Consider the following 13,790-nt stretch of genomic DNA (forward strand, 5'->3'; position numbering starts at 1 on the left):
AAAGCATGGAAGAGCAAGATAAATATCGTTTGTTGCTGGTCGATGACGATGTCGATCTGCTGCGGCTATTATCCATTCGTTTAAGTGCTGCCGGTTATCAGGTGACCGTGGCTGAAAGCGGCGAACAGGCCCTTGGCCTGTTGCCGGTTGTTCGGCCCCATCTGGTGCTCAGCGATATGCGTATGGAAGGAATGGACGGCATGGCGCTGTTCGATGCCATTCGGAAAAATCATAGCGCTCTTCCGGTGATTATCATGACCGCCCACGGTTCGATTCCCGATGCTGTTGACGCAACCCGCAGGGGTGTATTCGGCTTCTTGGCCAAGCCTCTTGATAAGCAGGATTTGCTGCAAGAGATTAAACGGGCTTTGAGTATGTGCGGCCCTCCCCTTGATGTTGAAGCGGGGGCTGCCGGCGAAGACCAATGGCGTCGCGAGATCATCACCCAATCTCCAGCCATGCTCGATTTGTTGTCCAAAGCCAAGCTGGCTGCCGAAAGCGGGTCGGCGGTTCTGATCCGCGGAGAGAGCGGCTCTGGCAAGGAAATGCTCGCCAGGGCTATCCATTGGGCCAGTAATCGTAGTGCCGAGCCCTTTGTGGCGGTCAACTGCGGCGCCATTCCCGATACGCTGCTCGAATCGGAGTTGTTCGGTCATAGTAAAGGGGCTTTTACCGGAGCCGTTAAGGATTATCCCGGCTTGTTTCGTTCGGCTCAGGGCGGGACCCTGTTCCTCGATGAAATCGGTGATATGCCCCTCGCCTTGCAGGTCAAGCTGTTGCGTGTTCTGCAGGAGAAGCGCATGCGACCGGTCGGGTCCGTGGAGTCAATAGATATCGACGTTCGCATCGTATCGGCTACCCATCGCCAGCTCGAATCGGAAATTGCCGACGGCAACTTCCGTGAAGACCTTTACTATCGACTCAATGTGGTTTCCCTGGAACTGCCGAACCTGGCCGGGCGCCGGGAGGATATTCCCCTTTTGGCGCAACACTTTTTACAAGAGCTGGTAGACAGGTCCGGTAAAAAGGTCAGCGGTTTTGCTCCCGAAGCCATGGAGCTTTTGCTTGCTGCAGCATGGCCGGGTAATGTGCGTCAGTTGTACAATGTGGTTGAGCAGGCAGTGGCATTGTCTACAAGCCCGGTGATTCCTGAGGAGCTGGTCAGTAATGCCATTAAGGAAAGTCGGGAACATATTCTGCCCTTTAGTGAGGCGCGGCGGGAATTTGAACAGCAATACCTGGTGCGCCTGATGCAAATCACCGAAGGCAATGTTTCCCATGCTGCCCGTATTGCCGGCCGCAATCGCACCGAGTTTTACAAGCTGCTAGGGCGACATCATATCGTTCCAGCCTTGTTTAAATCCTGACTTTCAAGGGCCTTGTCGCTTTTTGGAGACAGGTCGATATTGTGCTTTCGCTAATCATTTCAAAGTGTTAGAATGTTTGCCCGGTTGAAAACGTTCTTGAGGGGATTCAACCTTAGACAGATTCAGCCTTACCGCGAAGGCACAGGCACTTTTGTCGCCTGGCGGCGACGATTTTTGGCCATTTGAGGGCCAGGCTGCCTGATTCTAATTGCCTCCAATGAGCTAAATGTCGAAATTGCTGCGGAAATTTATCTTGGTCCAAGGTTTGCTTCTAAGGCTTCGTCAGTTCGCCCTTTTGTTTAATCCTGCCGAGGAGCTTTACCTGCATGCAGACTTTGACCGATCACGAATCTTCAGGAATCCGGGACCCCTATCGCTCGTTACTGATTTTGCTGGGGGGGGTGTTGCTGGCCCTGGCCTTACTTGCCGGCCAAACTGGCTATCGGGATGATTTGCCTTTATCGAGGCATGAGGCGCCTCGAAATTCTGCGGCCGCAGGTTTGCCGGTAACTAGCTGATGGCCTGTCAGGGGAATTCATGGTACCTTTGCAGGGTTTAGGCTATACAAGGTTTGTTTAGCGCCAACAAGCGGCTGGATTGGTCCATTGCTCACTGCCGTGTGTGCCAATGGATTGTTGTACAATTTTGTCAAAAGGAGTCATTTCATGCGGATTGCCCTCTTCTGCTGTATTATTCTCGTGGTTTCGGCTCTTGGAGTTGTTTCCGCAGAAGCTGAAACGCGTTACGTTTCCGATCAGATTGCCGTTACTTTGCGGCGTGGTCCGGGAACGGAATATAAAATCCTGAAATCTCTGCCGACAGGTGCAGCATTAGAGTTTCTGGAAGAAGAAGAAAAATATCTGAAAGTGCGTACCAAAGACGGTGCCGAAGGATATGTGCTTAAACAATATATCAGTGCCCAGCTGCCCAAGGTTTATGTCATTGCTCGTTTGCAAAAGCAACTTGACCAGTCAAAGGCGCGTATGGCCACCATGGCCAAAGAGGCTGAGGGGTGGAATAACGAGAAAAGCGAGTTGCAGCGGCAGCTGGCCGAGGTCCAGGAAGCGTTGAAACTTGAAAAGGGCCAGCACGGCAGGCTGGTAAAACAACATCAGACTTTGAGGGAGGGGGCCAAGAATGTCACCGACTTGCTCAATGAGCGAGACCAGCTCAAAGCTGAAAATGAAAAATATGCCGCCGATCTTGCGCAATTGCGGCAGGATAATGACGCTATTTTGCGTAAGGCTATTGTCAAATGGTTTCTGGCCGGTGCTGGAGTCCTGTTCGTCGGCTGGCTGATGGGTAAGCGCTCCCGGACCAGAAAGCGTGCTTTTTAAAGGTTTTCTTGTTTGTTGATCATTCGAGGACTCTGCCAGACTGGTGGGGTCCTTTTTTATTTTCCTGCTGGCGAAGATTGAGTTGTTTGCGGGCTTGTCGCTGGCGGCTGCCTAATGTTATCCTATCGCCTTATTTACAGTCTCCGGTTCCTGCGGCGGTAAGCGCTTTGGGGGGGGTGGATGACTGGCCGTCGACTAGGAAAAAGAGCTAATCCGTTATGACCCCTTTGTTTTCCCGCTACTTCTCCCGTCTGCCCCTGCGCTGGAAGCTGCAGATGGTGGTGCTGCCGTTGGTTCTGCTGCCCTTTATCGTCGTCGGCGTGGTGACCGGTTATGTTGCCTATCAGCAGGCCTATCGTGGCATCACCCAGGCCAGCAAAGACGATCTCGACCACATGTGCCGCTTTGCCATCGACCTTCTTGATTCTCACTACAAGCAGTTTCAGGTTTACAAAGAAGATAAAAAGGCGACCGTTCAAGAGGAAATGCGAACGATCACCGATCTGGCCTACAGCCTGGTCGAAACCGAACATCGGCTGTACCGGAGCGGCCAGCTCAGTTTGCGGGCGGCAAAGCAGGCGGCGACCAAGGCGCTAAAAAAAGTCAATATCGGTGAGACCGGCTACATTTATGCCATGAACAGCAAGGGGCGGCTGTTGGCTCATATTGCCCGTGAAGGGGAAAATGTTTACGACGAACAGGACGAAGATGGCCGCTACTTTATTCGCGATATCTGTCAAGCCGCTGTGGCTTCTGCGCCGGGAGAGGTTCTTTATGCGGTGTATCCCTGGCGAAATGCCATTCTGGGTGACAAGAAGCCCCGCCGTAAATTGGTTGCCTATCGCTATTTTCGAGAGTGGGACTGGATCATTGCTACCGGTGGTTATCTGGAAGAAACCTATGAGGATAGAGAATTCGAAAAACTCTCTTTTGCAGAGCTGAAAAATAAAATCAATTCAAAGCGGGTTGGTAAGACCGGCTACATCTATTGTCTCGATACCGAAGGAACGCTGACCCTTCATCCTGAAAGCGCCGGTCAGAACATCCTGGAGATGAAGGATGCCGAAGGGCAGTATGTTGTCAAGCGGATGCTGGCCAGCAAGAATGGCTGGGCCCGTTATGCCTGGCAGAATATTGGTGATGCCGAACCACGGATGAAGATAGTTCGCTATCTCTATTACAAGCCGTGGGATTGGATCGTAGCCGTCGGTTCTTACGAAGACGAGTTCTATCAGGATGCCCATGAGATCAAGCGGCATCTCTGGTCGAGCCTGGCGATTTTAGGCCTGACCGTCGGTCTGATTTCGGTCGGTCTGGTCTTTACCGCCGCCTCCGCGCTCACCGAGCCGATCCATTCCATGATCAGTGTAATCCGACGGGTGAAAGCCGGTCGGCTGGAAGAGCGTATGCGGGTCGAGACTAAGGATGAGCTGGGCGAGTTGGCGTCCCACTTCAATCGAATGACTGACATGATCAAGCAACACCGGGAGATGGAGAGCAATCTTGCCCAGCAGGGCAAAATGGCCTCATTGGGGGTGCTCGCTTCCGGCGTTGCCCATGAGATCAACAATCCACTTGGCGTGATTCTCGGTTATGCTGCCTATCTGGAAGGAAAGCTGGACGAAGAAGACCCCATGTATCGCATGGTTCACGATATCAAGCGGGAAAGTAAACGTTGTAAAAAGATCGTCCAGGATCTGCTCAGCTATGCACGAACCCCCAAGCCGGTGCTGGAGAAAACCGATATAAATGCGCTGCTAGGTCAGATCGTCGACTTTGCCGCCAACCATACTTCCATGCACAATGTCGTGATCAATACGGATTTTGCTGCCGATCTGCCCACCCTGCTGGTAGATGGTGACCAGATGCGGCAGGTCGCGATCAACATCATGCTCAACGCGGGGTCTGCCATGTCCGAAGGGGGAGTCCTTACGGTCCGGTCCGAGAGGGTGGGAGAAAAGGTGGTGTTGAGCTTTGCCGATACCGGCGAGGGTATCGAGAGTGAAAATCTCGATAAGATTTTTGAGCCGTTTTTCACTACCAAGAAGAAAGGTACTGGTTTGGGACTGGCGATAACCCGCCAGATTGTTCGCCATCACCAAGGCAATATGGAGGTTGATAGCCAGCTGGGCCAGGGGACCACAATGCGCGTATGGCTTCCGGTGCCGAAGGAGGAAGAAGGACAGGATGGATAAAAAGCGGATATTGCTCATTGATGACGAGGAAGGCATGTGTCGAATGATGGAAGCGGTCCTGCTCGACAGCGGCTACGCGGTCAAGTCGTATACCCGCTCCGTCGAGGCTGTGGACGCTTTCCAGGCCGGTCTGTTCGATCTTGCCGTGACGGACATCAAGATGCCCGAGATGGATGGATTGACGGTGTTGCAGAGACTCAAGGAAAAAGATCCCGGTCTGCCGGTCATTGTCATATCGGCCTTTGCAACCTTGGACACCTCGATTCAAGCTCTGAGGCGCGGTGCTCACGATATGGTGACCAAGCCCTTTGAGCCGGATGAACTTCTCTATCGGGTCAAGAACGCTCTGCATCACAATCAGCTGCTTGCCGAAAACCGCGAATTGCGTGAAGAGTTGGCCGGCCGTTTTGATTTTTCAAAAATCGTCGGTAGCTCCAAGGCCTTGATGAATGTGCTCGAGACGGTAAAAAAAATTGCCATTCGAGATACCTCGGTGTTGATTACGGGAGATTCGGGAACAGGCAAGGAGCTGATCGCCCAGGCTTTGCACTACAACTCGCCCCGTAGGGATAAGAAATATCTGGCTATCAATTGCGGTGCTCTTCCGGAGTCGGTGCTGGAGGGCGAATTGTTCGGGTACAAAAAAGGCGCCTTTACCGGCGCCAACGAGAGTCGCAAGGGATTACTTGAAGAAGCCGATGGCGGTACGCTGTTTCTCGACGAGGTCGGCAATCTGCCTCTCAACGTACAAAAATTGCTGTTGCGCTTTCTGCAAGAGCAGGAGTTCCGGCGTATTGGCGACAATACCTCCATCAAGGTCAATGTGCGCATCGTTTCAGCCACCAATGCCGACTTGCTGGAAGGGTGTCGGAGCGGTGAATTTCGCGAAGATCTCTATTACCGGCTCAACGTACTCAATATTCATCTGCCGCCTTTGCGCGAACGTCCCGAAGATATTTCTCTGCTGGCGGCCCATTTTATTAAGCTGCAAAATGAGAAATTCGCAACTCAAATCAAGGGATTAACTCCCGAGGCGGCTCACGCTCTGGCAAGTTATGACTGGCCTGGAAATATTCGTCAGTTGCGCAATGTGATCGAAGCTTCCATGGCGATGGAAGACAGCGATTACCTGACATTGCCAGTATTGAGTCAGTTTATCGATATACAATCGGGGGCGTCGGGGCAGGATGCTGTGCCGGTCACCGCGGTTCCCTGGGCAGAAGATTACGCCGAGTCCCTGGCGCGCTTTGAAATGGAGTATCTCAAACAGCTTTTGCAAAAGGCTAAGGGTAATATTGAGGCTGCCGCAAAATCCGCTGGCATGAACATGGCGACCATTTACCGTAAAATAAAAAAATACGATCTCAACAAAGAAGATTACTGATTCGCTGCGCCTTTTTGCAATCATGCAAAAAAAAGCCGAGTCTTTGCATCCGTGCAAATGAGTTTTACGCTTATTGCGAGACATGGCAGCTGACTATCAGAAATGAACAAGGGCCCAGTATCAGGGCCATAGGCGGGCTTCCGGCAACGGGAAGCCCGTTTTTTTCTTGGTTTCGGGGCTTTTGCAACCTTGCAAAAGAATTAATCACAATTTCTGGATGGACACCCTCCTGCTTTTTTTAAATATTTGAAAATACATCGGTTTTTGGTCTTTTTCTGAGGTCTTGTGCGTCTTGGTATGGGCCTTGCTCAATCCCTGTCTTGAAAGCTACTCCTTGATGGCATAGGGCCGTGGGGGTTCTAGTTGAGGGACAGGAGATTCTCGCGCCATGATACTTTTAACCTTTGGTTTCTTTGGTAGTGTGACATCCCTGCTCCTTCTGTTTGCCGTTTGGATGAGGTCTTAAGGGCCTCTAGATATTCTTTAGGCTGCTTGCTGTTGAACTGACCGGTATTTCGTTCCATAGATTCATGATCGTACTAGCGAGTTGTCTAACCTGATGAAATTGGCTGCGGATTGCCCAGTCATAACAGACACTGAAGGAAGAGGAGAAAACTGTCATGCAACCCGAAAAGAACACAATCAAAAGCAAAGGCATGCAGGTTGTCGTTGCCGGCCTGGGCATCAACCTGGCGCTGGGAATCATTTACGCTTACAGCATGCTCAAAGGTGAAATTGGCCAACTGTTTGAGGGTGCCGGCGACCCCTATGCCACCGCTTGTCTCGTTTTTGCCGTGGCGATGGTTTTCGGTGGCAAAATGCAGGATAAGGTTGGTCCGCGCCTGACAGCTATTATGGGTGGCCTGTTGGTGGGTGCCGGCTTCCTGGTCTGCTCTCAGACTTCCGATTACTGGGGCTGGATTCTGGGCTTCGGTGTTCTGGCGGGCAGTGGCATCGGTTTCGCTTATTCTGCTGCGACTCCTCCGGCTCTGAAATGGTTCCCGCCCGCGAAGACCGGTTTGATCGTCGGTCTCGTTGTCTCCGGCTTTGGTATCGCTCCCGTCTACCTGGCTCCGGTCGCTAAACATCTCCTGGCTCAGCATGGCCTGCACACCACCATGATGATTCTGGGCATTGCGTTTATCGCCATTGTCTGCGGCATGGCCATGTTGTTGACCAATCCGCCCGCAGGTTTTTCCCCGGCTGAAAAAGCTTCTGCCGGCCCTGCTAAGGCGAAGACCAAAGATGTCGGTCCTATGCAGATGCTTAAAGACGGTCGTTTCTACACCCTGTGGTTGAGCTTTTTCATCGGTGCCGGTGCCGGCCTGATGGTAATCGGCAGTATTAAAGGGATCGCCAAGCAGAGCTTGGGTGAAATGGCCTTTGTCGCCGTTGCGGTAATGGCCGTTGGTAATGCCTCCGGACGGATTGTCGCCGGTATCCTGTCCGACAAGATCGGTCGTGTTGCAACCCTGACCACTATGTTGCTCTTCCAGGCGGGCCTCATGTTTACCGCTATGAAAGTTGTGTCCACCCCGGACGCTGGACCTGTTGTTATCACTCTGCTGGCCGCTTTCATGGGCTTTAACTACGGCTCCAACCTGTCCCTGTTCCCTGCCTTTTCCAAGGATTTCTGGGGTGCCAAAAACTACGGAACCAACTTCGGTCTCCTGTTTTCCGCCTGGGGCGTCGGCGCCTTTGTACTGGTAAAGGTTTCGGCTGCTCTTTCCGCTAAGTACGGTGGTATGGAAACTTCCTTCATGGTGGCCGGTGTTATGCTCCTGGTCGGTGCCATGATGGCTCTGTCCCTGCGTTCCAAAAAAGCTGCAGTGCCGGTTTCCGAGCCGATCCTTGCCGAAGAAGAGGATCTGGTTCTGCAGGAAGTCAGCGAATAATCCTTTCAGATTCTGTTGTTTCTTCAACCACTGTCAGCCCGCCTAAGGTGGGCTGACAGTGGTGTTGCGGGAGGTCTCATGTCTGGTTCTTCATCTTCCGTGTCTTCTCTGGAATTCCCCAGTCCGCCACTTGTGGCTCTCGCACTATCCCTGACCGTTTACCTTCTCAGTTTGCTGGGTCCCTATCGTCCGCCGGTTTTGCTGACCGGCATCATCCTTGTCTGTGGCGCGGTGGTGCAGTTGATGTACGCCCTCTACAGTCAGCAACGGGGAGATTCACGGACGGCGGCGGTCTTGCTACCCTTCGGCATTTTCTGGTTGTCACTGGTCAGCTATAATGTGTTTCCCGAGCTCGGACTGGGCCGCCACCCCAATTCCATCACCATGTTCTCCTACCTGAGTCTCTGGGGCTTTTTTGTTGCCATTCTGTTTCTGGGAAGTTTCCGCAGAAGTCTTGCTGTGCAGATTCTTTTTGGAACGCTGTTGTTCTCTCTGCTGTCCTTATCGATGAATTACCTTCGCGATGATCAGGTCTTTCTGATCATTGGATGTTCCTGCGGATTTTTTTCCGCTTTGACTGCGATTTATATTGCTGTAGCGCAAACAGTCAACCAGCGGCTGCAGCGTTATCTTGTACCTCTTGGCCGCCGGTTCGGGATGGTCGTAGGGGATAGTGATTGATAGGCTTGCCAATGGAGGCCTTTTCAGTTACTTTTCAAGGAAGGTCAGGCGGTAGCTGCCAATCTTGGTGTTACCAGAGGTGTCTGTCTTTTAAAGGGGACGAAGAAGGATGAGTCCTGGTCAACAGATGACAATATTAGGGCTGGCCGCCCTATGTTATTATGCTGTTTTGTTGGCATTAGGTGTTGTCGACACAGAGGTTATGCCCCAGTTTGTGGTTTCGGCGGTGATTTTTCTCTCTTCCGGGCGAATGCTTCGTGGCATGACCCGTCGTAGAACCAAAAAAAAGCGAGAGGATGAAAAGCCGCGGAAGGAACCGAACTGGGCGCTGCGCGCTCAGATTTTGAACTGGGTGATGGCTTTGTTGATTCTCGGTGCCCTTGGTTTGTGGGTTATGAAACCGGTGGGTGTCTCCTTTTTAGAGATGTTCGGTTTAAAATAAGCCTCGTTGTAGGGTCGCTCCCGTTCAAACATGTCCTCTTTGTGCAGGCCATGTTTTCTTTTCTGAAAAACTTTCGTTGCGCTCATTCCAGTCTGTAAAGTTTTTTCTCAATGTTTCCTCGGGTCCTTTCTTCCTGCCTTGTTCTTCTCCCGTCCTGATTTTGAAATAGAAAAACCATCGAAGGTCAACCGCCTGCTGTAGGTTCGAGTCTCGGAAATTCTTGCCTCCACCAAGATAAGTTTGATTCGGGATTCAACCCCTTTAGATAAACTCCATTGATTCATGAGTTGATTCATAAATAGCAAGTGTGCTTTGTTCCGTGTTTCTGCAAGTTTTGCAAATTTGCGAAAAAAACCTCTGTGTTTGCATAATTGCAAATGGTGTTTGCGGCAGCGAATAGACATTAATTTGAGTCTCTGAAATGAACAAATGCTTTGCTTCTGGGCGCTGGGCCGGGTTCTGCCGATAAGGAAGTATTGCTTTTATGGTCCTCCGGTTTTTTGCAACACTGCAAAAAAAACAATAAGAACGGTTTTGCGTTGTGGCCGGCGGTTTATTGTAACTAATTGAAAAAACAGGATAGCTTAACTTTCATTGAGTCTTGGTATAGGCCTTGCTAAATGCCTAGCCCGAAAGTTACTCCTTTCAGGCATGGAGTTGCGGCAGACATTGTTGAGGGACAAGGACTACTTCGCTCCATGCCACTTTTTAAACTTTGGTTTTTGCGCCTTTAAGGGCTAAGGCCTCTACAAATATCAAAAATAAGTGAGCGGCAGGCAGAAGATGTGGCTTACCCCCGTGCCAGCTGAACCGTCGGTCCGCTCAATGGCATTCAAACCCGGATGAATAGGAGAACCAACGTTATGGCAGATCAACGCACTCTGGTAGACAATACGGCCAATCCCGCTCCTCTTGGCCTGCTCGGTTTCGGCATGACCACCGTACTTCTCAACCTGCACAATGCCGGTTTCTTCCCCCTCGACACCATGATTCTCGCTATGGGTATTTTCTACGGTGGTGCCGCTCAGATTCTGGCTGGTCTCATGGAATGGCGTAAGGGCAATACCTTCGCTACTACTGCTTTTATCAGTTATGGTTCTTTCTGGTTGACTCTGGTGGCTCTGGTGCTGATCCCCAAGGCCAACCTCGCTGGTATTGCCGGTCCCGATAAGGCCACCGCAATGGCCGCTTACCTGACCATGTGGGGTTTCTTCACCGCCATCATGTTCCTCGGCACTTTCCGTCTCAGCCGCGCTCTGCAGGTCGTTTTCGGTTCCTTGACCCTGCTTTTCTTCCTGCTGGCCGCCGGCGACTTTACCGGTAACCATACCCTCACCGTCATTGCCGGTTACGAAGGTATCTTCTGTGGCTTCTCCGCTATCTACACCGCGCTGGCCCAGGTACTGAACGAAGTCAATGGTCGCAATGTTCTGCCCCTGGGTGCTATAGCCTAATCCGCCGGACACTGCTTCAATTGAAACGCCAATGGCGGGACCTTACGGTCCCGCCATTTTTTTTGAAACGGGAGTGAGCGGATTGAAGGGTTGCTTTTGCAATAATGCAAAAAGAGATTACTGCTTTGCAATCTTGCAAATAAGCAGGTTTTTAGAGCTGCAATCCGTAACCTGTTGAATAGAAAAGGAAAGTTTCTAGAGGTTGGCTGGTCTTGGGTAGCCGGGGACAATTTTGCCCGGTTTGTTTCTCTTTCTGTTTCTTGCATGGCTGCGAAATCAAGGTTGGGTTGTGAGGTCTTAATGTGCCGGAAAGGTCTGTAAGTAGTTGAGATTTTTATATAAATAAATATTGAGTGAATTGTGCCATGTATTGGTATGACGCTTGCTATTTAAGAAGAAAGTCAAGAAACAACAGCTGTTTAGGCCTGCTAGCTAAGTGATAGGCAGATACGAATTGCAGCCGTCGCGATCCAAATAATACTCCAACCCCAAAGAAAGGAACTGGTCATGAACGACGGAATTCTCTGTTCCTTTTACGGCAAGGATGACGATTGTTGTGATGTGGGCTGCGATTATATTTCATCGTCAGACGTGCCGACTATTATCCGTTACTGCAGTGCCGATTTCCGTTCGTGTCATCGGTACCAGGAATTAGCTCATCGCTTTTCGATCAGCCCCCAAGTCAAACAGAAAGTTGTGGGTGATGCGGCTGTTCTCCGTCAATCGCGACCATCCATTCAGTTCGAAAAGCCACTAATCAAGCCTTTCAAGGTCAAATGGTCCTTGCCCTCTTTATGGCACCAGGTGGCTACCCGCTCCATGCTGGAGCCGACTCCCTTAGTCCGACAAAGGCGAATTGCGCGCCCCGTCGGCTCTCAAAAGCTTCGCCAGGTTTCGGCGGCTCCCGTTTCCGTGCCGGCCCAGGGTTCGGTCTCTGTGGGTTTTTTGGGATTTGGTGTTGCGACGGTGCTGCTCAGTATTCAGATAGCGAACTTTTTCCCCCTGGCAACCTTGCTGACGACGATGAGCATTTTCTATGCGGGACTTGCGCAGGTCATCAGCGGGGCTCTGGAGTGGCGAAAAAATAATGCCTTTGGTGCTACCGCATTTCTGTCTTACGGCTTTTTTTGCCTCGCCTTTGTATCGGTTGCGGTTATGACTCACACCGGTATGGCACCAGCGCCTTCAGGCTCTGCCACAGCCGCCTGCCTCGGGTTGTTGGGTCTGGTATCGGCAACTTTATTTTTCGGGGCCCTGCGTCTCGAAAAGATTTGGCGCCTCTTTTCTGCTTTGTTGACTCTCTCCCTTGTCCTGCTGGCTTTTGGACATGCCACGGATATTGCTGGTATCAAGCCGGTAGCAGGCTTCGGAGGAGTAGTCACTGGTACTCTCGCGATTTGTACTGGTTTGGTGCATTCTTTTAAGACCGTGTACAGCCGTCGTGGTCTCGTGCCGGTTCCTGCTTTACAGGAATTGGCTAAGTCATCGATGGTGTAATCTATAACCTTCTTTTCCTGAATGTTGTGACCCTATGAAACTATCAGCACGTGTTCGACTTACCCCTGAGGATCGCCAGGAAATCTGGCATATCTATCAAACCGGCGGAGCAAATATTACCGATATTGCAGAGCGGTTCAATGTTTCGAGGCCGACTATTTACAAGGTGATCGAGCGGGCCCGAAAGCATGAATTTGCCCCTCGCAAAAGCACCAACCTGCGCTATCGCAACCTGCGGTACGGTCTCAAACGCCTTGCCAAGGTCGAGCGCAACCTGGAAGGTAGCTGCTAGGAGGGTGTCGGACTTGCCGGGAACCGACTGCTAAATCGTATGGTCGGCCATGTTTCCGATAACTTTCGACAAATAGCCCTGCTGTTCGCTCTCAAATTCTCGAAATCTGGCCTCGAACAGTCAGTTTTTCGTTTCGGTCCGTTAAGCCCAACACCTCCCTGGCTAGGTCCTTTTCCGTCTCGATTTTGACCCGCCTGTAGGTCGGCGATGGTTTTTGACCTGTTTCCTTGCAGAAGCTGTTCAGGCTTTATCGCATTGCGTCAAGCTGTGTTTTCCGTGATCCAGTTGCCAAGTGCCCTGTTTTCCTTTAAGATTAGGCCATAGATCGATTGTGGCAAAAGAGTATCGATCGCCCGGTGTTTTGACTATTGGGCAAAGGAGTCGGCAATGAAGGATCTGAAGATCTCCCATAAGATCTTCCTGCTGAGCGGGTCTATCCTGATTGTTTTTTCGTTGGTGGTCGCCTGGATGTATCTGGACGCCAAGCGTAATTACGTGCAGGCTCGCCGCAATGAGATTAAACATGTTGTCGAATCAGCTTGGGGTGTTCTCGATTATTACGCCGGTTTGGCTGAAAGTAAGCAACTCGATTCTGAAGCAGCCAAAAAACAGGCGATTGAGGCGGTTCGTTCCCTGCGTTTCGATGTGGATAACTATTACTGGATCAATGATTTCCAGCCACGCATGGTCATGCATCCCTTCAGTCAGGAGTTGGTGGGGCAAGACCTGAGTGAATATCGGGACCCGCAGGGCAAGGCTCTGTTCGTGGAAATGGCCGAACTGTGCCGTCGTCAGGGGCAGGGTTTTATCGAGTATGTCTGGCATAAGCCTGGTAGCACCATGCCGGTCGGCAAGGTCTCTTTTGTTAAGCGATTACCCCAGTGGAACTGGATTGTCGGCGCTGGAGTTTATACCGACGATATCGAGCGTAACCTGGCCAAGGTTTTTTATACCACCCTCGGCATTTTCTGTGCGTTATTGTTGGGTGTGATTGTGGTTACCCTGATTGTCTCCCGTCAAATAGCTGTTCCCCTGGGACAGGCGGTTGAGGCGATGGAAAGGCTCGGTAACGGTAATTTCGATGTTCATCTCGGCATGACACGCAGAGACGAAATCGGCCGAATGGCTAACGCCATTGATGCTTGTGTCGGTAATCTAAGAAAACTATTTGAAACCATTCGTTCCATGTAATGTTCGGTAGCGTTCGGATTCGGTTGACTGAAACAAAAAGCCCCGCCTTTAAGGC

The 13,790-nt window shown here is 51.3% G+C and carries 12 protein-coding genes; all 12 read left to right on the top strand.

Annotated elements, in window-relative coordinates; all coding sequences use genetic code 11:
* The first annotated feature begins 5 nt into the window (after positions 1–5).
* Entirely contained in the window at positions 6–1,367 is a 1,362-nt protein-coding gene (locus A7E78_RS11645) for a sigma 54-interacting transcriptional regulator (RefSeq protein ID WP_072284450.1), read from the top strand.
* 326 nt (positions 1,368–1,693) lie between these two features.
* Positions 1,694–1,885, top strand: a complete 192-nt coding sequence (locus A7E78_RS11650) for a hypothetical protein (protein ID WP_072284451.1) — start codon at positions 1,694–1,696, stop codon at positions 1,883–1,885.
* Positions 1,886–2,032: 147 nt separating this feature from the next.
* Positions 2,033–2,704 carry a TIGR04211 family SH3 domain-containing protein gene (locus A7E78_RS11655; protein ID WP_072284452.1) on the top strand — a complete coding sequence of 224 codons (672 nt, stop codon included), beginning with the start codon at positions 2,033–2,035 and terminating at the stop codon, positions 2,702–2,704.
* Between the two features lie 218 nt (positions 2,705–2,922).
* On the top strand, positions 2,923–4,899 hold the full coding sequence (locus A7E78_RS11660) for a cache domain-containing protein (protein ID WP_072284453.1): 1,977 nt from the start codon (positions 2,923–2,925) through the stop codon (positions 4,897–4,899).
* Positions 4,892–6,283, top strand: coding sequence for a sigma-54-dependent transcriptional regulator (locus A7E78_RS11665; protein ID WP_072284454.1), 1,392 nt, complete (start codon positions 4,892–4,894; stop codon positions 6,281–6,283). The genes A7E78_RS11660 and A7E78_RS11665 overlap by 8 nt, the downstream gene beginning before the upstream one ends.
* A 620-nt stretch (positions 6,284–6,903) precedes the next feature.
* Complete coding sequence (locus A7E78_RS11670; protein WP_072284455.1) at positions 6,904–8,178, top strand: L-lactate MFS transporter; 1,275 nt, start codon at positions 6,904–6,906, stop codon at positions 8,176–8,178.
* Positions 8,179–8,256: 78 nt separating this feature from the next.
* On the top strand, positions 8,257–8,859 hold the full coding sequence (locus A7E78_RS11675) for an acetate uptake transporter (protein ID WP_072284456.1): 603 nt from the start codon (positions 8,257–8,259) through the stop codon (positions 8,857–8,859).
* Positions 8,860–8,968: 109 nt separating this feature from the next.
* Positions 8,969–9,301 (top strand): hypothetical protein, encoded by a 333-nt coding sequence (locus tag A7E78_RS11680; protein ID WP_072284457.1) that lies wholly within the window; start codon positions 8,969–8,971, stop codon positions 9,299–9,301.
* Positions 9,302–10,164: 863 nt separating this feature from the next.
* Positions 10,165–10,755, top strand: a complete 591-nt coding sequence (locus tag A7E78_RS11685; RefSeq protein WP_083553059.1) for an acetate uptake transporter — start codon at positions 10,165–10,167, stop codon at positions 10,753–10,755.
* 507 nt (positions 10,756–11,262) lie between these two features.
* Positions 11,263–12,252, top strand: a complete 990-nt coding sequence (locus A7E78_RS14855; protein ID WP_083553061.1) for an acetate uptake transporter — start codon at positions 11,263–11,265, stop codon at positions 12,250–12,252.
* Positions 12,253–12,286: 34 nt separating this feature from the next.
* Positions 12,287–12,544, top strand: coding sequence for a Mor transcription activator family protein (locus A7E78_RS11695; protein WP_072284459.1), 258 nt, complete (start codon positions 12,287–12,289; stop codon positions 12,542–12,544).
* A 387-nt stretch (positions 12,545–12,931) separates the two neighbouring features.
* Positions 12,932–13,735 (top strand): cache domain-containing protein, encoded by an 804-nt coding sequence (locus A7E78_RS11700; protein ID WP_072284460.1) that lies wholly within the window; start codon positions 12,932–12,934, stop codon positions 13,733–13,735.
* Positions 13,736–13,790 lie beyond the last annotated feature (55 nt).

The organism is Syntrophotalea acetylenivorans, from assembly GCF_001887775.1.
GTDB classification, from domain to species: Bacteria; Desulfobacterota; Desulfuromonadia; order Desulfuromonadales; family Syntrophotaleaceae; genus Syntrophotalea_A; species Syntrophotalea_A acetylenivorans.

What these genes read in the sequence shown, in the direction of transcription:
- A7E78_RS11645 (WP_072284450.1), top strand. Translation starts at nt 6, where the DNA reads ATGGAAGAGCAAGATAAATATCGTTTGTTGCTGGTCGATGACGATGTC.
- A7E78_RS11650 (WP_072284451.1), top strand. Translation starts at nt 1,694, where the DNA reads ATGCAGACTTTGACCGATCACGAATCTTCAGGAATCCGGGACCCCTAT.
- A7E78_RS11655 (WP_072284452.1), top strand. Translation starts at nt 2,033, where the DNA reads ATGCGGATTGCCCTCTTCTGCTGTATTATTCTCGTGGTTTCGGCTCTT.
- A7E78_RS11660 (WP_072284453.1), top strand. Translation starts at nt 2,923, where the DNA reads ATGACCCCTTTGTTTTCCCGCTACTTCTCCCGTCTGCCCCTGCGCTGG.
- A7E78_RS11665 (WP_072284454.1), top strand. Translation starts at nt 4,892, where the DNA reads ATGGATAAAAAGCGGATATTGCTCATTGATGACGAGGAAGGCATGTGT.
- A7E78_RS11670 (WP_072284455.1), top strand. Translation starts at nt 6,904, where the DNA reads ATGCAACCCGAAAAGAACACAATCAAAAGCAAAGGCATGCAGGTTGTC.
- A7E78_RS11675 (WP_072284456.1), top strand. Translation starts at nt 8,257, where the DNA reads ATGTCTGGTTCTTCATCTTCCGTGTCTTCTCTGGAATTCCCCAGTCCG.
- A7E78_RS11680 (WP_072284457.1), top strand. Translation starts at nt 8,969, where the DNA reads ATGAGTCCTGGTCAACAGATGACAATATTAGGGCTGGCCGCCCTATGT.
- A7E78_RS11685 (WP_083553059.1), top strand. Translation starts at nt 10,165, where the DNA reads ATGGCAGATCAACGCACTCTGGTAGACAATACGGCCAATCCCGCTCCT.
- A7E78_RS14855 (WP_083553061.1), top strand. Translation starts at nt 11,263, where the DNA reads ATGAACGACGGAATTCTCTGTTCCTTTTACGGCAAGGATGACGATTGT.
- A7E78_RS11695 (WP_072284459.1), top strand. Translation starts at nt 12,287, where the DNA reads ATGAAACTATCAGCACGTGTTCGACTTACCCCTGAGGATCGCCAGGAA.
- A7E78_RS11700 (WP_072284460.1), top strand. Translation starts at nt 12,932, where the DNA reads ATGAAGGATCTGAAGATCTCCCATAAGATCTTCCTGCTGAGCGGGTCT.